General features: G+C 63.5%; 20 protein-coding genes. 15 read left to right on the forward strand and 5 right to left on the reverse strand.

Annotated elements, in window-relative coordinates; genetic code table 11:
* On the forward strand, window positions 1–732 hold the full coding sequence (phoU, locus tag MRY75_RS20360) for a phosphate signaling complex protein PhoU (RefSeq protein WP_292309810.1): 732 nt from the start codon (window positions 1–3) through the stop codon (window positions 730–732).
* Between the two features lie 3 nt (window positions 733–735).
* A complete protein-coding gene (gene phoB / locus MRY75_RS20365; RefSeq protein ID WP_292309811.1) occupies window positions 736–1425 on the forward strand; it encodes a phosphate regulon transcriptional regulator PhoB in 690 nt (229 codons plus the stop codon).
* Window positions 1426–1569: 144 nt separating this feature from the next.
* On the opposite strand, the gene MRY75_RS20370 is transcribed toward phoB, so the two are convergent.
* Window positions 1570–2619 (reverse strand): ATP-binding protein, encoded by a 1050-nt coding sequence (locus tag MRY75_RS20370; protein ID WP_292309812.1) that lies wholly within the window; start codon window positions 2617–2619, stop codon window positions 1570–1572.
* Window positions 2616–3797 (reverse strand): aminotransferase class I/II-fold pyridoxal phosphate-dependent enzyme, encoded by a 1182-nt coding sequence (locus tag MRY75_RS20375; RefSeq protein WP_292309940.1) that lies wholly within the window; start codon window positions 3795–3797, stop codon window positions 2616–2618. Before MRY75_RS20375 ends, MRY75_RS20370 begins: the two co-directional genes overlap by 4 nt.
* A gap of 133 nt (window positions 3798–3930) precedes the next feature.
* Between MRY75_RS20375 and MRY75_RS20380 the strand changes: the two genes are divergently transcribed.
* The 4 genes from MRY75_RS20380 to MRY75_RS20395 all read left to right on the forward strand — a co-directional run bounded on the left by MRY75_RS20380 (window position 3931) and on the right by MRY75_RS20395 (window position 7360).
* A complete protein-coding gene (locus MRY75_RS20380) occupies window positions 3931–4818 on the forward strand; it encodes a PfkB family carbohydrate kinase (RefSeq protein WP_292309813.1) in 888 nt (295 codons plus the stop codon).
* 1 nt (window position 4819) lies between these two features.
* Entirely contained in the window at window positions 4820–5737 is a 918-nt protein-coding gene (locus tag MRY75_RS20385) for a pseudouridine-5'-phosphate glycosidase (RefSeq protein ID WP_292309814.1), read from the forward strand.
* An 82-nt stretch (window positions 5738–5819) separates the two neighbouring features.
* Window positions 5820–6500: a DUF502 domain-containing protein gene (locus MRY75_RS20390; RefSeq protein ID WP_292309815.1), complete on the forward strand. Its 681-nt coding sequence runs from the start codon at window positions 5820–5822 to the stop codon at window positions 6498–6500.
* 98 nt (window positions 6501–6598) lie between these two features.
* Entirely contained in the window at window positions 6599–7360 is a 762-nt protein-coding gene (locus MRY75_RS20395; protein ID WP_292309816.1) for a sodium:calcium antiporter, read from the forward strand.
* Here MRY75_RS20395 and MRY75_RS20400 read toward each other — a convergent pair.
* On the reverse strand, window positions 7344–8375 hold the full coding sequence (locus tag MRY75_RS20400; RefSeq protein ID WP_292309817.1) for a patatin-like phospholipase family protein: 1032 nt from the start codon (window positions 8373–8375) through the stop codon (window positions 7344–7346). The genes MRY75_RS20395 and MRY75_RS20400 overlap by 17 nt on opposite strands.
* A 73-nt stretch (window positions 8376–8448) precedes the next feature.
* Entirely contained in the window at window positions 8449–9222 is a 774-nt protein-coding gene (locus MRY75_RS20405; protein WP_292309818.1) for a 3-hydroxybutyrate dehydrogenase, read from the reverse strand.
* Between the two features lie 435 nt (window positions 9223–9657).
* On the opposite strand from MRY75_RS20405, the gene MRY75_RS20410 reads away from it, so the two are divergent.
* From MRY75_RS20410 to MRY75_RS20420, 3 genes are all read left to right on the forward strand, one after another.
* Window positions 9658–11475, forward strand: coding sequence for an extracellular solute-binding protein (locus MRY75_RS20410; RefSeq protein WP_292309819.1), 1818 nt, complete (start codon window positions 9658–9660; stop codon window positions 11473–11475).
* 3 nt (window positions 11476–11478) lie between these two features.
* Window positions 11479–11595, forward strand: coding sequence for an entericidin EcnA/B family protein (locus MRY75_RS20415; protein WP_292309820.1), 117 nt, complete (start codon window positions 11479–11481; stop codon window positions 11593–11595).
* Between the two features lie 112 nt (window positions 11596–11707).
* Entirely contained in the window at window positions 11708–11941 is a 234-nt protein-coding gene (locus MRY75_RS20420; protein WP_292309821.1) for a hypothetical protein, read from the forward strand.
* 3 nt (window positions 11942–11944) lie between these two features.
* Here MRY75_RS20420 and MRY75_RS20425 read toward each other — a convergent pair whose 3' ends face one another.
* On the reverse strand, window positions 11945–12571 hold the full coding sequence (locus MRY75_RS20425) for an XRE family transcriptional regulator (protein WP_292309822.1): 627 nt from the start codon (window positions 12569–12571) through the stop codon (window positions 11945–11947).
* Between the two features lie 78 nt (window positions 12572–12649).
* On the opposite strand from MRY75_RS20425, the gene MRY75_RS20430 reads away from it, so the two are divergent.
* The 6 genes from MRY75_RS20430 (at window position 12650) to MRY75_RS20455 (ending at window position 18612) form a co-directional block, all read left to right on the forward strand.
* On the forward strand, window positions 12650–14158 hold the full coding sequence (locus MRY75_RS20430) for a class I adenylate-forming enzyme family protein (RefSeq protein WP_292309823.1): 1509 nt from the start codon (window positions 12650–12652) through the stop codon (window positions 14156–14158).
* A gap of 64 nt (window positions 14159–14222) precedes the next feature.
* Window positions 14223–14867: a DsbA family oxidoreductase gene (locus tag MRY75_RS20435; protein WP_292309824.1), complete on the forward strand. Its 645-nt coding sequence runs from the start codon at window positions 14223–14225 to the stop codon at window positions 14865–14867.
* Window positions 14864–15241 (forward strand): potassium channel family protein, encoded by a 378-nt coding sequence (locus tag MRY75_RS20440; RefSeq protein ID WP_292309825.1) that lies wholly within the window; start codon window positions 14864–14866, stop codon window positions 15239–15241. The genes MRY75_RS20435 and MRY75_RS20440 overlap by 4 nt, the downstream gene beginning before the upstream one ends.
* Before the next feature lie 80 nt (window positions 15242–15321).
* The gene (locus tag MRY75_RS20445; RefSeq protein WP_292309826.1) at window positions 15322–16536 is read left to right on the forward strand and encodes a multidrug effflux MFS transporter; all 1215 of its coding nucleotides are present in this window, start codon (window positions 15322–15324) and stop codon (window positions 16534–16536) included.
* A 31-nt stretch (window positions 16537–16567) separates the two neighbouring features.
* Entirely contained in the window at window positions 16568–17782 is a 1215-nt protein-coding gene (locus tag MRY75_RS20450) for an NADP-dependent isocitrate dehydrogenase (protein WP_292309827.1), read from the forward strand.
* 5 nt (window positions 17783–17787) lie between these two features.
* A complete protein-coding gene (locus tag MRY75_RS20455; RefSeq protein WP_292309828.1) occupies window positions 17788–18612 on the forward strand; it encodes a YgcG family protein in 825 nt (274 codons plus the stop codon).
* The last annotated feature ends 26 nt before the right edge of the window (window positions 18613–18638 follow it).

Raw genomic sequence — 18638 nt, forward strand, 5'->3', positions numbered from 1 at the left:
GTGACACAGCAGCATATCTCAAGCGCCTTCGACCGCGATCTGGAAGGCATCCAGGCCCGGATCATGAAGATGGGCGGGCTGGTGGAACAGGCCATCCTCGACGCCGCCCAGGCCCTCGAAACCCGCGACCAGGAACTGGCCGAACAGGTGCGCGCCAATGACAAGGTGATCGATCAGCTCGAAGAACTGCTGAACGAGGAAGCCGCCCGCGTCATCGCCCTGCGCGCCCCCACCGCCATCGACCTGCGGGTGATCCTGTCGGTGATGCGCATGAGCGCCAACCTTGAACGCATCGGCGATCTGGCCAAGAACCTGGCCAAGCGCAATGCCGTGCTGATGAGCATGCCGGCGATCAACGGCTCGGCCGCCCAGTTGCGCCGCATGTCGCGCGATGTGCAGATCATGCTCAAGGACGCGCTCGATGCCTATATCCAGCGCGACGAGGTGCTGGCCCGCGACGTGATCGAACGCGACGTGGACATCGACCAGATGTACAACACGCTCTTCCGCGAATTCCTGACCTTCATGCTGGAAGACCCGCGCAATATCACGCCCTGCATGCACCTGCATTTCATCGCCAAGAACGTCGAACGCATGGGCGACCATGTGACCTCGATCGCCGAGCAGGTGGTGTTCCTCGTCACCGGTGAAAAGCCGGAAGAGCCGCGCCAGAAAGAGGATCTGACCTCCACCGATGTCGATCTCTCTCCGGCACCGAACCGAGGGGCCTAAGCCATGACCAGCGTCCAGCCAACCGTTCTGGTCGTCGAAGACGAACCCGCCCAGCGCGAGGTTCTGGGTTACAACCTCGAAGCCGAAGGCTTCCGCGTCGCCAAGGCCGAAAACGGCGAAGAGGCGCTGATCCTCGTCGACGAGGAACAGCCCGACATCATCGTTCTGGACTGGATGCTGCCCAATGTCTCGGGCATTGAGGTCTGCCGCCAGCTCAAGACCCGCGCCGACACGCGCAACGTGCCGATCATCATGCTCTCGGCGCGGTCAGAAGAGGTGGATCGCGTGCGCGGGCTCGAAACCGGGGCGGATGACTATGTGATCAAGCCCTATTCGGTGGTCGAGCTGATGGCCCGCGTCCGCGCACAATTGCGCCGCACCCGCCCGGCGGCGGCGGGCCTGCGGCTCGAATTCGAGGACATCGTGCTCGACGCCGAAACCCACCGCGTCACCCGCGACGGGTCCGAGGTCAAGCTGGGCCCGACCGAGTTCCGGCTTCTGTCGACGCTGATGGAAAAACCGGGCCGCGTCTGGTCGCGCGAGCAATTGCTCGACCGGGTCTGGGGCCGCGACATCTATGTCGACACGCGCACCGTGGACGTGCATATCGGTCGCCTGCGCAAATCGCTTACCCATGGCGGCGGCGCCGATCCGCTGCGCACCGTGCGCGGCGCCGGGTATTCGCTGGGCTAACGTCACAAGCGCCGGATGATGCGTCGACGCATCATCCCGTGTCCGTCAACGGACACGCCGCCCCGCGCAAATCGGTCTTGTCCCCAATTGCCCACCCGCGCCGTGACGCGTCGACGCATCACCCGGTTCCGTTGACGGAACCGCTCACTCCTGACGCGCATCCATCGGCAGAATGACGGTAAATGTCGTCCCCTTGCCCAATTGGCTGTCCACCTGCAACCTCCCGCGGTGGCGGTTGACGATGTGTTTGACGATGGCCAGCCCAAGGCCCGTGCCCCCCAATTCGCGCGAGCGGTGGCTGTCCACCCGGTAAAATCGCTCGGTCAGACGGGGCAAATGCACCGGGTCGATGCCGGGGCCCGTATCGCTGACGGCGATCCGAACCCCCTGCCCGCGCAACCGGTTCTCGTAGTCCGGCGTGCCCAAACCGATCCGCACCGAGGTTCCGCGCCCGGAATACTTGATCGCGTTTTCCACGAGATTGGTCAGCACCTGCCGCAACTGGTCCGCGTCGCCGGGCACGGTCACGGGCGTTTCGGGCAGGCTCAGCGACATCTCGATCCCCGCCTCCTCGGCCAGTTGTGCAAGGCTGTGGCGGGTCTGTTGCAGCACGGCTGACAGGTCCACCGGATCAACCGGGCGCACGCGCTCATCCGCCTCAACCCGGCTAAGGGACAAGAGATCGGACACCAGCCGGTTCATCCGCTCCGCCTCGGACCCCATGATGCCCAGAAACCGCTCCTGCGCCCGCGCATCGTTGCGCGCCGGGCCCTGCAGCGTTTCGATGAACCCCAGCAGCGCCGTCAGTGGCGTGCGCAGCTCGTGGCTGACATTGGCGACGAAATCGCGGCGCATCTGGCCCGCCTGTTCCATCGGCGTGATGTCCTCGAACGACACAAGGATGCCGGTGCGGCCCTGCATCGGCACGCCGCCACAGGTCACGCGATAGGTGATGTCATGCTGCCCGTCATTGGTCAGGTAGCGGGTTTCGCGTTTGGTCCCGTCGCGCTGCACCTGCTCGATCGTGTCAAGCAGGCTTGGCTGGCGCAGCGCGGTGATGAAATGCCGCCCTTCGATATTCTTGCCCAGCAGCTTTTCCGCTGCGGCGTTGACGGCAAAAATCCGGTCGTCCGGCGCGATCAGCACCGCCGGGATGCCCAGCACCATCAGAATATCGCGGGGGGCCGCGGTCATTTGGCCGCTGCCACGGCAGCAAGCCCCGCATCAAACGCCGCGATCAGCGCGTCCGGGTCTTCCAAACCAACGGACACCCGGAAGAACCCTTCCGTCATCCCCTGTGCGGCCCGCGCCTCGGGCGTCAGTCCCCGGTGCGAGGAACTGGCTGGGTGCGACAGCGTCGTGCCCACATCACCCAGCGTCGGCGCAAAGGCGATCTGGTGCGCGCCTTGGGTAAAGGCATTGGCCTCCGCGCGTCCTCCGTCGAGCTCGAAACTCACCATGTTGCACCCACGTCCCTGCAGCAGCCCTTGCGCGCGGGCGCGGTCGGGGTGGTCGGGGCGCGTCGGATAGAGCACACGCTTGACGCCCGGTTGCGCGGCAAGATGGTCCGCAAGGCGCGCCGCATTTGACTCTGCCCGGTCAAAGCGCAGATCGAAGGACATCAGCCCCCGCTCGGCCAGCCAGCAATCGAACGGGCTGGGTGTCATGCCGGTGGTCACCGCGAAATCGTAGATCGCCTTGCTCAGGGCGGCATCCCGTGTGGCCACCCAACCCAGCGTCACGTCCGAATGCCCCGCCAGCAGCTTGGTCACCGAATGCAGCACCACATCCGCCCCCAACTCGAAGGGCTTGACCGCGCGCGGCGTGGTGAAGGTGTTGTCCACCACCAAAAGCACGCCCTTCTCCCGGCAGAGATCGGCGATCCCCTGCACATCCGCAATCCGCAGCGTCGGGTTCGACACCACCTCGATCAGCACCAGACGCGTGTTCGGCCGCAGCGCCGCCGCCATGGCCGCCGCATCCGTCGGATCGGCGAGCGACGTCTCGATCCCGAGGCGCGGCAGGTCATCCCGCATCATCCGCAAGGACCGCCCATACAACTGGTCACCGCCGACAACGTGGTCGCCCGCCTTGCACAGCCCCAAAAGCACAGCAGTCACAGCCGCCATGCCTGACCCCAGAACGATCCCCGGCACCGGCGCGCTTTCCATCGCGTCGATCCGGCGTGCCAGCACATCGGCATTGGGATGGCCTTCACGCGCATAGGTGTAGCCCTGCATCCGTCCCTCGTACTGCGCATCCAACTGGTCCGGCGTGTCGCTGGCATAGACCACCGAAGGCATCAGCGGCGTCACCACCGGTGTGGAGGCTGTCGCAGGAAGCCCGCCGGGGCGCATCAGGGTCGGTTTCATCATTGTCGCAGATCTCCGTTCAATTCTGCCCGCAGGCCTGCCACAAAGCGCAGGCGGCAACAATGGGCGGCGCGACGGCACGTTCTGCACTCCGGCCCTTGCGCCGATCTTGCAGTCGGGCGATGACGGGCGCATGACACAGCGCCCCGACATTCTCTGCATCGGCTCCGTCCTCTGGGACGTGATCGGCCGCTCCGACCGGCACATGAAACAGGGCGCCGATGTGCCCGGCCACATCACCCGCCTGCCCGGCGGTGTGGCGCTGAACATCGCCATGACGCTGGCGCGGTTCGATCTGCGGCCCGCCCTGCTGAGCGTCGTGGGCCGCGATCCCGAAGGCAATGAACTGGTCGCCGCCTGTGACCGTCTGGGCCTGATCACCGACCACCTCTACCGCTCGGACGATCTGCCCACCGATCAATACATGGCGGTCGAAGGCGCAAACGGCCTGATCGCCGCCATCGCTGACGCCCATTCCCTCGAACAGGCAGGTGACAAGATCCTGCGCCCGCTGATCACCGGGCCTGTGGGATTTGTAGAAGCCCCCTTTGCCGGGCCGATCGCGCTCGATGGCAACCTGACCGAGTCGCTGCTCGACCAGATCGTGCATCACCCGGCGTTTGCGCAGGCGGACCTGCGCATCGCCCCGGCGTCCCCCGGCAAGGCGGAACGGCTGCAGCCCTTCATCCGCGCGGGCAAGGGCGTGCTCTATGTCAATCTCGAAGAGGCCGGGCTGCTCTGCCAGACCGAATTCGCCAGCGCACCACAGGCCGGGGCCGCGCTGATCGAACGGGGTGCCGCGCGTGCGCTGGTCACCGATGGCGGCAATGTCACCTGCGATGCCACCCGCGACGGCATCCTTGCCGAACGCCCGCCCGAGGTGATGGTCACTCGCGTCACCGGCGCAGGCGACACCTTCATGGCCGCGCATATTGCATCCGAGTTGCGCGGCGCAGACCGCCCCACAGCCCTGCATCGCGCCCTTGCCACTGCCGCAGCCTATGTCGCCGGAGGAAACTGACATGACCACCCTGCCCCTAGAGATTTCCCCCGCCGTCAAAGCCGCGCTGGACGCAGGCAAACCCGTCGTCGCGCTGGAATCGACGATCATCACCCACGGCATGCCCTGGCCGCAGAACCTCGAGACCGCCCGCGCCATCGAAGCCACCGTGCGCGACGCCGGGGCCGAGTCTGCCACCATCGCGGTGATTGAGGGACAGCTGTGCATCGGGCTCGACGCCGGACAATTGGAAGCGCTTGCGCAGGCGCGTCAGGTCGCCAAACTCAGCCGCGCGGACATGGCCGTCTGCATCGCCAAAGGCGGCACCGGCGCAACGACTGTGGCCGCCACCATGATCGCCGCCCATATCGCCGGGATCGAGGTCTTTGCCACCGGCGGCATCGGCGGCGTACACCGCGGCGCGGACCAGAGCTTCGACATCTCGGCCGACCTTCAGGAACTGTCGCAAACCCCTGTCACCGTTGTGGCCGCCGGGGCAAAGGCCATCCTCGACCTGCCCAAGACGCTTGAAGTGCTCGAAACCCTTGGCGTGCCGGTCATGGCCTATGGTCAGGACGCCCTGCCTGCCTTCTGGTCGCGCGGCTCAAGCCTCAAGGCGCCGCTCCGCGCCGACACCCCTGCCGAGATCGCCAAGGCCCATCGCATGCGCGCCGCTCTCAAGCTTCCGGGCGGTCAATTGATCGCCAACCCGATCCCGCCCGAGGCCGAAATCCCCCATGCCGAGATCCACCCCATCATCACCCGCGCCACGCAGGATGCCGAAGCGCATGGCATCGCGGGCAAGGCGCTGACACCCTATCTGCTACAACGCATCTTCGAACTGACCGAAGGAAGGTCGCTCGACGCCAATATCGCGCTTGTGCTGAACAATGCCCGCCTTGGGGCGCAAATTGCACAGGAATTGACGTCTCTGCGTTGAAAAACAGGATCTTGCCCCGCCCACCCATTGTAGACGGCAATCCGACCGCCTAGGTTCACCCGGAACCAGTGACGGACCCGACATGACCACCCCATTCGACCCTGACAGACGCAGACCCGGTCTCTTGTCACGGCTTCGGGCCAGCTTTCTGACGGGCATCGTCGTAATCGCCCCCGTGGCTCTCACGATCTGGTTGATCTGGACGATCATGGGCTGGATCGACGGGGTCGTGTTGCCTCTCGTGCCGACCCGGTTCAATCCGGAACAGTATATCGGGATCAACCTGCGCGGCGTGGGGGTGATCTTCTTTCTGGTGTTCACGGTCGTGGTGGGCTGGATCGCCAAGGGCCTGATCGGTCGGTCGCTGATCCGCTTTGCCGAAAGTCTTGTGGAACGGATGCCGGTCGTCCGCTCGATCTACAGCGGCGTGAAACAGATCGCCGAAACGATCTTTGCCCAGTCCGAACGGAATTTCGAAAAAGCCTGCCTCATCCAGTATCCGCGCAAAGGCATCTGGGCCATCGGGTTCATCTCGACCGAAGCCAAGGGCGAAATCTCGGACCGTGCCGAAACCATGGGCAAACTCATTTCGGTCTTTGTGCCCACGACGCCGAACCCGACATCGGGTTTCCTGCTGTTCTTCCCGAAGGAAGATGTGATCGAGCTTGACATGTCGATCGAAGACGCGGCCAAGCTGGTGATCTCGGCGGGCCTCGTCTACCCCAACGCGAAAGACCCGACCCAGCCCGCCAAGGCGGCGTAAATCTTTCTGCGTCCTGCTTGACGCAGCCCGCACCGCTCCACACCTACGCGACACGGTCCCGCGCAGTTTCGCGCCCGACACGCTGAGGTCTTTCCCCCGTGAACCTGATCCTTGTGGCCTTCGGGCTTGTCGCGCTGCTGGCAGGCGGCGATCTTCTGGTGCGCGGAGCCGTCGGCGTGGCCCGCCGTCTGGGCGTGTCGCCGCTGGTCATCGGACTGACACTGGTGGGATTCGGCACCTCCGCCCCGGAACTCGTGACATCGGTCAGCGCCGTTGGCCTTGCCGTCCTTGCAATGCTGGGTCAGATCTCGGTACTGGCCGGGATCACCTTGCTTGCACTGCTCGGCACCTACCTCTGGGGTGCATTCCGCAGTGCCGCCGCACCGGACCACGAGCCAGGCCTCCCCACCGACCCGCTGCCGAAAGCCGCCACCTTTTTGATGATCGGGCTGGCGCTGACCCTTGGCGGGGCCATCGCGCTGGTCGATGGTGCCACTGGGATTGCCCGCGCCTATGGTGTGCCGGAAACCGTGATCGGCCTGACACTGGTCGCCGTCGGCACATCTCTGCCAGAGCTTGCAACCACCGTGATGGCCGCACGGCGCGGTCAGTCGGATGTGGCGCTCGGCAACATCCTCGGCTCTGGCATTTTCAACATCCTTGGCATTCTCGGCGTGACGGCCCTTGTAACGCCTCTGCCCGTCGACGCAGCACTTCTGCCGGACATCGCGGTAATGCTGGCCACAACCGCGCTCCTGCTGGGGCTGCTCTTCTGGCGGCGCGGTCTCGGGCGCATTTCGGGACTGGTGTTCCTGCTGACCTACGCCGCCTACATGGCGTGGCTCAGCCAAACATTCTGACCAGATCCGCCGTCTGCCGCTGCCCCAGATCGTCCTTGTGATGCGCTAGGAACGTTCCCGCCGCCCGGCGGCCCGCCTCCTTCAACTCGGCAATGACCGACGGCACGGGGACCAGCTTGGTCGCCACCGACAGATCATTCATGAGCGCATCGTCGGCGATCATGTGGACGCGGACATTCTTCATCGCACCCTCCTGCACCTTGCCCTCGGCAATCAGGCGCTGCACGAACTCGATGGCGCGCAATTCGCGCAGCAGGGACGAGTTGAAGCTGATCTCGTTGATCCGGTTCTGGATCTCGTTCGGCATCACCGGCTTCGTGTCGCGCACCAGTGGATTGATGTTCACGATAACCACGTCATCCGGCAGGTCCGCATCGAAGAGCGGAAACAGCGCGGGGTTGCCCGTATAGCCGCCATCCCAGAACGGCTCCACGATGCCGGTCTGCGGATCTTCCACCTCGACCGCCTGGAACAGCGTCGGCAAACAGGCCGAGGCCAGAATGCTCTTGGTGCTGATCGCATCGCCCTCGAAGATCCGCACCTTGCCGTCGCGCACCTGCGTGGCGCAGATGAAAAGCTTTGGCCCCTCCTTCGCGCAAACCTGCCCGAAATCGAACTGTGCCACGACCTTTTCCAGAGGGTTTTCGTAAAGCGGCCCCCAGGCATAGGGCGACATCATCCGCCCCAGCATGTCACCCAGCAGATAGGCCGGTGAGAACTCGAGTCCCTTGCTCACCGCCGCCGGTGTGGGCAGCCATGCCTGCATCCAGTGCGGCACCGCCAGATCGTCAAGCCGCGCCACCTGCGCCCAGAGCCAATCCAGATTGTCCCGCGCGCCCTGACGCCCATCCCTGAGCCACCCGGATTTCAGCGCCGCACCATTGAGCGCCCCCGCCGACGTGCCGGTGATCGCCGCGATCTCCAGATCGTCCTCTTCCAGAAGCCGGTCCAGCACACCCCATGTAAACGCGCCATGGGCCCCACCGCCCTGAAGCGCCAGATTGATCGTTACCATACCGTCCCCTGCACCTTCATCTTGCCAAATAAACTTCGGGGAGCACGAGGGGCTGGCCCCTCGTTCCAGGCTCTCAAAGCGCCGTCCAGCCGCCATCTACCGAGATCGTCGTCCCGGTGATCTGCGCCGCCGCATCCGAGCAAAGGAACACCGCCGTGCCGCCGATCTGTTCGACCGTGGCGAATTCCTTGGATGGCTGGCGCTCCAGAATGACCTTCTGGGTCACCTCTTCCTCGCTCATGTCGTATTTCTTCGCGGTGTCGGGGATCTGCGCCTCGACCAGCGGCGTCAGCACATATCCGGGGCAGATCGCGTTGCAGGTGATCGGCTCCCGGGCGGTCTCAAGTGCCGTCGTTTTGGACAGGCCCACCACCCCATGCTTGGCCGCGATATAGGCCGATTTGAATGGCGAAGCCGTCAACCCGTGGGCGCTGGCGATGTTGATCACCCGGCCCCAGCCTGCCTTGCGCATCATCGGCAGCGCAACAGCCGTGGTGTGAAAAGCCGAGCTTAGGTTGATCGCGATGATCGCGTCCCATTTCTCGAGCGGGAATTCGTCGATCGGGGCCACATGCTGGATGCCCGCATTGTTAACAAGGATGTCGCAGGCCCCGGCCTGTTCGATCAGCGCCCGACACTGGTCGGGCTTGGACATATCCGCCTGAATATAGCGCACCGTCACACCATGCTCCTTGGCGATGGAGGCGGCCAGCGCATGATCTTCCTCACGGTCGGTGAACGAATTGATCACCACATCCGCCCCGGCCCGCGCCAGTTCATGCGCCACACCCAACCCGATTCCGGAATTCGATCCGGTGATGACGGCAGTTTTCCCTTTCAGCGACATGATCGCTCCTTCCTTGGTCTTTTGCTTGTGCAGAACGCTACATGCTGCGCCTGCATAATACAAAGAAGAAGCGGTCACGGTTCCAAAAGTCCCAACGACAGCCCGAATCGGCCAGACACCCGACCCACCCCTGCTCCGGTGCAGCCCCGGCAGGATGGCTGACGCGCCGCCCACAAATGCAAGGCCACATACGCAAACCCCTGTTTCATAGGTGTCCAACAAGCAGGTCGCGCAAGGATCGGGCAGAAAAAAACCCCGGCGCGAAGCCGGGGTTAAGTTATTGAGGCAGGTTTCATACAGGCAAGAAACCTATCGAGCAGTAACCCCGGTATAGGCAATCTTTCACCGCAATCCAAGCTAAAAGTTTGAAAAGCCACGAAAGCCCCGTTACCGTCACACGCAACAAAACAAGGGCAGACAGGGATTGTTGCGAAAATGAGATCGGTTTTTTTCCTCAAGCGGCGGATGGGCATCGCCGCCGTGGCACTCGCGCTGTGCGGGCAATCCGTCACGGCAGACCCGCAACACGGCATAGCTATGTATGGCGCGCCCGCACTTCCACCGGATTTTGTGTCGCTGCCCTATGCCAATCCCGACGCGCCCAAGGGCGGACGGATCGTCACCGGCGAGGTCGGCAGCTTCGACAGCCTCAACCCGCACATCTCCAAAGGCTCGACGCCGTGGCAGCTGCGCTTCCTCGCTTACGAAAGCCTGATGGGCCGGAACTGGGACGAACCCTTCACGCTCTACGGCCTTCTCGCCGAATCGATTGAGGTCGGAGAGAACCGCGATTGGGTGGAATTCGTCCTGCGAGAGGAAGCCGCGTTTTCGGATGGCACCCCGCTCACCGTCGAAGACGTGATGTGGTCCTATGAAACCCTCGGCACGATCGGCCACCCCCGCTATCACGGCGCGTGGAAGAAAGTGGCGTCGATGGAACAGACCGGCCCGCGCAGCATCCGCTTCACCTTCAACGAAGACGACCCCGAGATGGCGCTGCTGATCGGCATGCGCCCGATCCTGAAAAAGGCGCAATGGGAGGGCAAGGATTTCACCGAGTCGGGTCTGGACGAGATCCCCATCAGCACCGCGCCCTATGTGATCGACGATTTCGAGGCGGGCCGCTTTGTCAGCCTCAAACGCAATCCCGAGTATTGGGGCACAGACGTCAACTTCATGCGAGGTCAGGCCAACCTCGATGAGATCCGCATGGAATTCTACGGCGACGGCACCGCCATGTTCGAGGCGTTCAAGGCGGGTGCGCTGAACTCCAGCCGCGAATTCAACGTCGAGAAATGGGACACCCAATATGATTTCCCGGCCATCGACCGGGGCGACGTGGTCAAATCGGTGATCCCGCATGAACGCCCCTCGGGCATGACCGGCTTCGTGATGAACACTCGCCGCGACGCGTTCAAGGATTGGCGCGTGCGCGATGCGATGCTGCACGCCTTCAACTTCGAATTCATCAACGAAACCATGACCGGCTCCAAACAGCCGCGCATCACGTCCTATTTCTCGAACTCGGTGCTCGGGATGCAGGACGGCCCCGCTGAAGGCCGCGTGCGCGCGCTGCTGGAGCCCTTCGCCGCCGATCTTCTGCCCGGCGCGCTTGACGGCTATGCCCTGCCCGTCAGCGATGGCAGCGAACGCAACCGCGGCAACATCCGCGCCGCCATCGACCTGATGGAGGACGCAGGCTACACCATCACCGACGGCCAGATGGTCGGCCCCGATGGTGCGCCCTTCACCTTTGAAATCCTGCTCCAGCAAGGCAGCACCGAGGAACAGTCGATCATCGACCTCTTTGTCCAGTCGCTGGAACGGGTCGGCATCACACCCACGATCACCACAATCGACAGCGCCCAGTTCAAGGAACGCACCACCAATTACGACTTCGACATGAGCTTCAACCGCTGGGGCATGTCGCTCAGCCCCGGAAATGAACAACGGCTCTACTGGGGCTGTGACGGAGTCGAAAACCCGGGCACGCGCAACTGGATGGGCATGTGTTCACCCGCCGCCGACGCGATGATCGACGCGATCCTGCAATCGGACTCGCGCGACGATTTCGTCGCCGCCACCCGTGCGCTGGACCGCGTGCTGACCACCGGGCGCTATGTGATCCCGATCTACCAGTGGAACATCAGCCGTATCGCCCATGTCAAAGAGTTGAAATACCCCACCGAGATCCCGATCTATGGCGACTGGATCGGCTGGCAGCCCGATGTCTGGTGGTGGGAAGAGGAGTGATCCATGCGCGCATGGACTCTGATGATACTGGTTGCAGGCGCACTCAGCGCCTGCGCCACGGTTGACGGGATCGGTCAGGACATCTCCGCGACCTCAAGAACCGTGCAAAGCTGGTTCTGACGCTCCGACCAGGGTCTGCGGCGGGCTGTCCCATGCGACGGCGCGCCGCTTTTGAACGACTCACTCTGCATGCCATCGTCTACCGTGCGAGGGACGTTTGGAGGAGCGTCTGATGACCTGGACTGACATCACCGAAAACTGGACGACGGCGCTTGACCGTCTCGAAGCCAGATTTCCATTGTTGAACCGCGATGCGCTGAACCAGCCGCCCGAGCATCTGCACGGCCTGTCGCAGCATCTTGCGGCCACCCATGATCTGACCCCGCTCGAAGCGACCGAGGAACTGGCCGACTGGCTGTTTGTCGAGACGCTGGCGCGGCAGGTCAGCGAGATGCGCCTGCACTGAACATCAGGCCGACGAGAGCGACGTCACCCACAGGATGCTGGCGTCGTCATCCGACACTGAAATCACGTTATGCCCCATCGTGGCATCGTAATAGGCACTGTCGCCTCGGCGCATCTCGACCGGTTCGTAGAACTCGGTGTAGAGCCGGATCACACCGGTGAGGACGTAGAGAAACTCCTCACCGTCATGCCGCACCCAGCCGTCGAACTCTTCGACCGACCGGGCCCGCACCCGCGCACGGTAGGGCAGCATCTGTTTCTTTGTCAGCGTTTCCGCCAGCAGTTCGTGCTCATAGGTTGCAGTCGCGTGCTGTTGTCCCTGCCCGTTCGGCGTGACCACCATACGCCCGTTCACCTTCTCCCGCTGCGGCGGGGTGAACAGTTGCGGCACGCTGATCTGCAACCCTGTCGCCAGCTTCTTGAGCGCGTCATAGGTCGGCGACATCTGCCCGTTCTCGATCTTCGACAGGGTCGACCGGGCCAGCCCCGCCTGCTGCGCCGCTTGCTCCAGCGTCCAGTTCCGCGCCTTGCGCAGGTCGCGCACGCGCTCGCCCAGATTCAGCGGTTCGGGCTGGTCATCGGCGCCGCCATCGCGCGCAATGCGGATCAGATTTCGGGGATCATGAGTCATGCGTGCATCTATACTGTCCGCCCAAGGCTCCGGCAACCGGTGCTTGCAGCGCATTGGATTGCGGCCTAGGGCTGTGCCATGAGCTCCAGTTTCGACCAAGGCCCCTGGCCGCCCTGCCCGCAGGACTTCAACCTGACCGCCCATGTTCTGGCCGCCGCCGACAGCGTGCCTGACAAGATCGCGCTGGCCGTGGTCAAGCCGACAGGCGCGCAGCGCTGGAGCTACGACCGTCTGCGCAGCGCCATTCTGGGCACCGCCTCCGGGCTGTTGGAGAGCGGCCTTCGTCCGGGCGACAGGCTGTTGATGCGGGTGGGCAACTCGGTAGAATTCCCGGTCGCCTATCTTGCCGCCATCGCCGTCGGCATCGTCCCGATCCCAACCTCGTCACAACTGACCGAACCCGAGGTGCAGGTCCTGATCGACATGACCGACCCGGCGGCTGTTCTGCATGACGGAAAAACCGCCTGTCCGGCAACCGTACGGGTGATCCGTACGGATCAGATGGCCCAATGGTACGGATTGCCGCCCGCCGACTATGCGCTCGGTGACCCGGATCGGCTCGCCTATATCATCTTCACCTCCGGTACCTCCGGCAAACCCCGCGCCGTCTGCCACGCCCACCGCGCCATCTGGGCGCGCGGCATGATGATGGAGGGCTGGTACGGGCTGACCGGATCCGACCGCCTGATGCATGCCGGTGCGTTCAACTGGACCTACACCCTGGGCACAGGCCTTCTGGACCCGTGGACCATGGGGGCCACCGCCCTGATCCCGGCACAAGGTGTCGAACACGCGCAGATCCCGCTCCTTCTCAAACGGCATGAGGCAACGATTTTTGCTGCAGCGCCGGGGGTTTACCGCAATGTGTTGAAGTCAGGCCCGCTTGATCTGCCCAAACTGCACCACGGCCTGTCCGCCGGGGAAAAGCTGCCTGCCTCCATCCGCGACGCGTGGCAGGCGGCCACGGGCACCCGCGTTTACGAAGCCTTCGGCATGTCCGAATGCTCGACATTCATCTCGGCTCCGCCGGGATCGCCCGATAGGCTGGCCGAAAGTCTGGGCTGGCCACAACAGGGCCGCCGCATCGCGATCCTGAACGAAGACGGCCCCGTCCCCCTCAACACGCCCGGCATCATTGCAGTACACCGCACCGATCCCGGTCTCATGCTTGGCTATCTGAACCAGCCCGAAGACACCGCATCCCGCTATCAGGGCGACTGGTTTCTGACCGGGGACATGGGTGAAATGACTGAAAACAAAGACATTTTATACCACGGGCGGGCCGACGACATGATGAATGCAGGCGGCTTCCGCGTCAGCCCGCTCGAAGTCGAGGCGGCGCTGCTGAGCCATCCCGACATTCACGAGGTCGGCGTGACCGATATCGAGATCAAGGCCGACACCCGCGTCATCGCCGCCTATTACGTGGCCGATCACACCCTCGAGACCGATGCGCTCTCGGCCTTTGCCGCCGAACGTCTGGCGCGGTACAAGCAGCCGCGCCTCTATGCCCGCGTGGCCAGCCTTCCGCGCAACGCCAACAACAAATTGCTGCGACGCGCGCTGCCGGGACAAACCGTCCTCTGAGCCCCGCTTACCAATCGGCGCAACCTCTGATACACCGTCCCCGACGACAGGAAAGGACCACCCCATGGTCAAGCTCGATATCATGTCCGACCCGATCTGCCCCTGGTGCTATATCGGCAAGACCTATCTCGACCGCGCGCTGGCGCAGCGCCCGGACCACCCGTTCCTGATCACGTGGCACCCGTTCCAGCTCAACCCGGACATGCCGAAAGATGGTATGGACCGGCGCGCCTATCTCGAGACGAAGTTCGGCGGCAAGGAGGGCGCGGTGCGCGCCTATGCGCCCGTGGTCGAGAATGCCGAGAAGGCCGGACTGACGATCAATTTCGAAGGCATCCAGAAGACACCCAACACGCTCGACGCGCACCGCCTCATCCATTGGGCCGGGATCGAAGGGCTGCAGACCCCGGTGGTGGACGCGCTGTTCAGCGCCTATTTCGTCGAAGGCCGCGACATCGGGGCCAGCGACGTTCTGGCCGATATCGCGGACAGCTGCGGCATGGATGCCAGCGTGGTGCTGCGCCTTCTGGCAAGCGATGCGGATCAGCGTGAAATCGTCGAACGCGACGCCGCCGCCCGGGGCATGGGCGTGACCTCGGTGCCCACCTTCATCGTCGCCAGCCAACATGCCGTACCGGGCGCGCAGCCCACCGAGCTGTGGCTGCAGGTGCTGGACGATCTGGCACAGGGGGCCACGCAAGGCGCATGAGCGGGTCCTTCCGCATCGCCACCCTGCTGTTGACGCTGGTGCTGATCATCATTGCCGGCACCGTCTTCTTTCGCTGGGCCGAAGGCTGGAGCTGGCTCGACTCGTATTTCTTCACGGTCGTGACCCTGTCGACCGTAGGCTATGGCAACCTTGTTCCCGCAACAGCCATCGGCAAGATCGGCACCACGGTGTTCATCCTTCTGGGGCTGGGCATCTTCGCGGTGGCGATCCAGCAATTCGGCAAGTTCGCGATGCGCAAACGCGAAGAGCATGTGGAGTGGATCGTCGGCCGTCTGGGCACCCAGGATGAGGCCGCAAACAGCGACACCGATCCGACCCGCGATGCCATGCCACCCCGACGTCACGACAGTTAACGCCGCACCGCCCTGTTCCCTGACGACGGTTGGTGCTAAGGGCTGGGTCAAAACGTCAGGACCGACCGATGCCCCAAGCCATGCCGCGCACAGAATTCATTGCCCTGATGGCGATGCTGTCGGCAACGGTGGCGGTCTCGATCGACGCGATGCTACCCGCGCTGCCCGAAATCGCGCAGGCTCTGTCCCCCGACAATCTCAATCAGGCGCAACTGATCCTGACCTTCTTCATCTTGGGGATGGGATTGGGCACCTTGTTCGCCGGACCGCTGTCCGACACCTTCGGGCGCAAACCGGTCATGATCGTCGGTTCGGTGATCTACACCGTCAGCGCCTATGTCGCGGCCCATGCGGACAGTCTGGAACTGATGCTGGCCGCTCGGCTGCTGCAGGGGCTTGGCGCTGCAGGTCCGCGGGTTGTGGCGATGGCGGTTGTGCGCGACCTCTACAAGGGACGCGGCATGGCGCAGATCGTGTCCTTCATCATGATCGTGTTCACCATCATGCCGGCAGTGGCCCCCTTGCTGGGATCGGTGGTGATCGACCTCTTCAGCTGGCGCGCGGTGTTCTACGGCTTCATGGTGTTTTCGGTGATATCGGCCATTTGGCTGACGCTGCGCCTGCCGGAAACCCTTGACCCTCTGAACCGCCGCCCCTTTCGTCCGGCGGCGCTGAAATCCGCAGTGGCCGAGATGTTTGCCCATCCCGTTGTTCGCCTGTCCATTGTGGTCCAGAGCCTTGTCTTTGCGACGCTGTTCTCGATGCTGTCGAGCGTGCAGCAGATCTACGACATCACCTTCGGTCGGGCAGAAAGCTTCCCGCTCTGGTTCGCGGGTGTGGCCATCGTGGCCGGCAGTTCCGGCTTTCTGAATGCCAGCCTTGTTCTGCGGCTTGGCATGATGGCCATGGTACGTGGCATGCTGATGGCTCAGGTCGGCTTGTCCGCCGCAATGGTTGCCTTGGGGCTTGCCGCCGCACAGGGATATATTTCGACCGATATCTTCTTCGGCTGCTTCGTCGTCTGGCAGATCTCGGTGTTCTTCCAGGCGGGCATGACCATCGGCAATCTTGCTGCCATCGCGCAGGAACCGATGGGCCATATCGCAGGCATGGCCGCCAGCGTGATCGGATCGGTGGCCACCGTGATCGGCGTACTGCTGGCGATCCCGGCAGGTCTGTTGTTCGACGGCACCCCGACACCTCTGGCCGTGTTCGTCTTTCTCGAATCGGCCGCCGGGCTGATGCTGATGCGGCTGATGATGGAGGCCGACGCGCGTCTGACCCCGGCGCCCTGACACCCACGCGACACAGGAAAGGGAACCTCCGATGTCGAAGATCAAAGTCGATAACCCGATCGTCGAAATGGATGGCGATGAGATGACCCGGATCATCTGGGACTTCATCAAGAAGAAACTGATCCTGCCCTATCTCGACGTCGACCTGTTGTATTACGATCTGGGGATCGAGGAACGCGACCGCACCGAGGACCAGATCACCATCGACGCCGCCGAAAAGACCAAAGAGGTCGGCGTCGCCGTCAAATGCGCCACCATCACCCCCGATGAGGCCCGGGTCGAGGAATTCGGCCTCAAGAAGATGTGGCGCAGCCCGAACGGCACGATCCGCAACATCCTGGGGGGCGTGATCTTCCGCCAGCCGATCATCTGCCGCAACGTGCCGCGCCTTGTTCCGGGCTGGACCAAGCCCATTGTCGTGGGCCGTCATGCTTTTGGCGATCAATACAAAGCCACCGATTTCAAATTCCCCGGCGCGGGCAAGCTGACGATGAAATTCGTGGGCGAAGACGGCACCGTGATCGAACGCGATGTCTATGACGCGCCGTCCGCTGGCGTGTTCATGGGGATGTATAACCTCGACGACTCGATCACCGATTTCGCGCGCGCATCGTTCAATTACGGGCTCAACATCGGCTGGCCGGTCTACCTGTCCACCAAGAACACCATTCTGAAACAATATGATGGCCGGTTCCTCGAAATCTTCCAGCACATCTACGACACCGAGTTCCGCGACGCCTTCGAGGCCAAGGGCATCGAATACCAGCACCGCCTGATCGACGACATGGTGGCGTCCGCTCTGAAATGGTCAGGCGGCTTTGTCTGGGCGTGCAAGAACTACGATGGCGACGTGCAGTCCGACACCGTGGCGCAGGGCTTTGGATCGCTGGGCATGATGTCCTCGGTGCTGATGACCCCCGATGGCAAGATCGTCGAGGCCGAGGCCGCCCATGGCACCGTCACCCGCCACTACCGCCAGCATCAGGCCGGCGAGCAGACCTCGACCAACTCCATCGCGTCCATCTACGCTTGGACCGGCGCGCTCAAGCACCGGGCCAAGCTGGACGAGAATATCAGCCTGCGCGCCTTTGCCGAAACGCTCGAACGGGTGGTCGTGGAAACGGTCGAGGCCGGGTACATGACCAAGGATCTCGCCCTTCTGGTCGGGCCCGAGCAAAGCTGGTTGACCACGATGGGTTTCCTCGAAAAGCTGGATGAACGGTTGAACGCAGCTTTGACAGGGTAAGAACGATGCGGTGGTTGGCGGTCCTTTTCTTTCTGGCAACCCCGCTCTGGGCACAGACCTATCCGGACTACGACCGCACGACGATCACCGATCGCGCAGACCTTCTGACCGATGCGCAGGAGGTCGCGTTGGATGCCCGGTTGGAGGGGTTGCGGCGCGACACCGGGATCGAATTCGCGGTTCTGACCCTGCGCTCGCAAGCGCCCTACGCGCCCGCGCAATCGCTCGAGGTTTTTGCAACGGGCCTTTTCAACCACTGGGGCATCGGCAACGCCACCCGAAATGACGGCATCCTTGTGCTGGTCCTGTCCGAGGATCGCGCCATGCGGATCGAACTCGGCGCAGGCTATGCCCGCGACTGGGACCGGGTGTCGCGCAACGTGATCAACCGCTCCTTCCTGCCGGCGTTCGAACAGGGGGACTACGCCAAAGGGATCATCGACGGGGTCGAAGACGTGATCGCCTCCATCGCTCTGCCGTTCTCGGAAGGCTCTGATGCACCCGCGTCCGACGGGGAATTCACGCCGTGGATGGTCTTCGTTGCGGTCATGGGGGCGCTGCTGATCTCGGGACGCCGGTTTTTCGGCGATCTTCTGACCCGGTTTCAGAGCTGCCCCAATTGCGGCTACCGCGCGCTGAGCCGAACCCGGAAAACGCTGCGCCGCGCGACACGGTCGAGCGAGGGCAGCGGCGAGGTCATCACCCGCTGCAGCCAATGCAGCTATCGCGACGTGCAGACCTTCACAGTGCCTCGGATTTCATCATCCTCGTCGCGCGGCAGCTTTGGCGGTGGGCGATCCGGCGGCGGAGGCGCATCGGGACGCTGGTAAGGCTTGACTTGCTCAGGATATGTCAT

This window comes from Marivita sp. (genome assembly GCF_022763305.1).
Classification (GTDB): Bacteria; Pseudomonadota; Alphaproteobacteria; order Rhodobacterales; family Rhodobacteraceae; genus Marivita.

What these genes read in the sequence shown, in the direction of transcription:
- MRY75_RS20420 (WP_292309821.1), top strand. Translation starts at nt 11,708, where the DNA reads ATGACCTGGACTGACATCACCGAAAACTGGACGACGGCGCTTGACCGT.
- MRY75_RS20385 (WP_292309814.1), top strand. Translation starts at nt 4,820, where the DNA reads ATGACCACCCTGCCCCTAGAGATTTCCCCCGCCGTCAAAGCCGCGCTG.
- MRY75_RS20435 (WP_292309824.1), top strand. Translation starts at nt 14,223, where the DNA reads ATGGTCAAGCTCGATATCATGTCCGACCCGATCTGCCCCTGGTGCTAT.
- phoB (WP_292309811.1), top strand. Translation starts at nt 736, where the DNA reads ATGACCAGCGTCCAGCCAACCGTTCTGGTCGTCGAAGACGAACCCGCC.
- MRY75_RS20400 (WP_292309817.1), bottom strand. Translation starts at nt 8,375, where the DNA reads ATGGTAACGATCAATCTGGCGCTTCAGGGCGGTGGGGCCCATGGCGCG.
- MRY75_RS20425 (WP_292309822.1), bottom strand. Translation starts at nt 12,571, where the DNA reads ATGACTCATGATCCCCGAAATCTGATCCGCATTGCGCGCGATGGCGGC.
- MRY75_RS20375 (WP_292309940.1), bottom strand. Translation starts at nt 3,797, where the DNA reads ATGAAACCGACCCTGATGCGCCCCGGCGGGCTTCCTGCGACAGCCTCC.
- MRY75_RS20445 (WP_292309826.1), top strand. Translation starts at nt 15,322, where the DNA reads ATGCCGCGCACAGAATTCATTGCCCTGATGGCGATGCTGTCGGCAACG.
- MRY75_RS20455 (WP_292309828.1), top strand. Translation starts at nt 17,788, where the DNA reads ATGCGGTGGTTGGCGGTCCTTTTCTTTCTGGCAACCCCGCTCTGGGCA.
- MRY75_RS20380 (WP_292309813.1), top strand. Translation starts at nt 3,931, where the DNA reads ATGACACAGCGCCCCGACATTCTCTGCATCGGCTCCGTCCTCTGGGAC.
- MRY75_RS20405 (WP_292309818.1), bottom strand. Translation starts at nt 9,222, where the DNA reads ATGTCGCTGAAAGGGAAAACTGCCGTCATCACCGGATCGAATTCCGGA.
- MRY75_RS20440 (WP_292309825.1), top strand. Translation starts at nt 14,864, where the DNA reads ATGAGCGGGTCCTTCCGCATCGCCACCCTGCTGTTGACGCTGGTGCTG.
- MRY75_RS20415 (WP_292309820.1), top strand. Translation starts at nt 11,479, where the DNA reads ATGCGCGCATGGACTCTGATGATACTGGTTGCAGGCGCACTCAGCGCC.
- MRY75_RS20410 (WP_292309819.1), top strand. Translation starts at nt 9,658, where the DNA reads ATGAGATCGGTTTTTTTCCTCAAGCGGCGGATGGGCATCGCCGCCGTG.
- MRY75_RS20450 (WP_292309827.1), top strand. Translation starts at nt 16,568, where the DNA reads ATGTCGAAGATCAAAGTCGATAACCCGATCGTCGAAATGGATGGCGAT.
- MRY75_RS20430 (WP_292309823.1), top strand. Translation starts at nt 12,650, where the DNA reads ATGAGCTCCAGTTTCGACCAAGGCCCCTGGCCGCCCTGCCCGCAGGAC.
- MRY75_RS20390 (WP_292309815.1), top strand. Translation starts at nt 5,820, where the DNA reads ATGACCACCCCATTCGACCCTGACAGACGCAGACCCGGTCTCTTGTCA.
- MRY75_RS20370 (WP_292309812.1), bottom strand. Translation starts at nt 2,619, where the DNA reads ATGACCGCGGCCCCCCGCGATATTCTGATGGTGCTGGGCATCCCGGCG.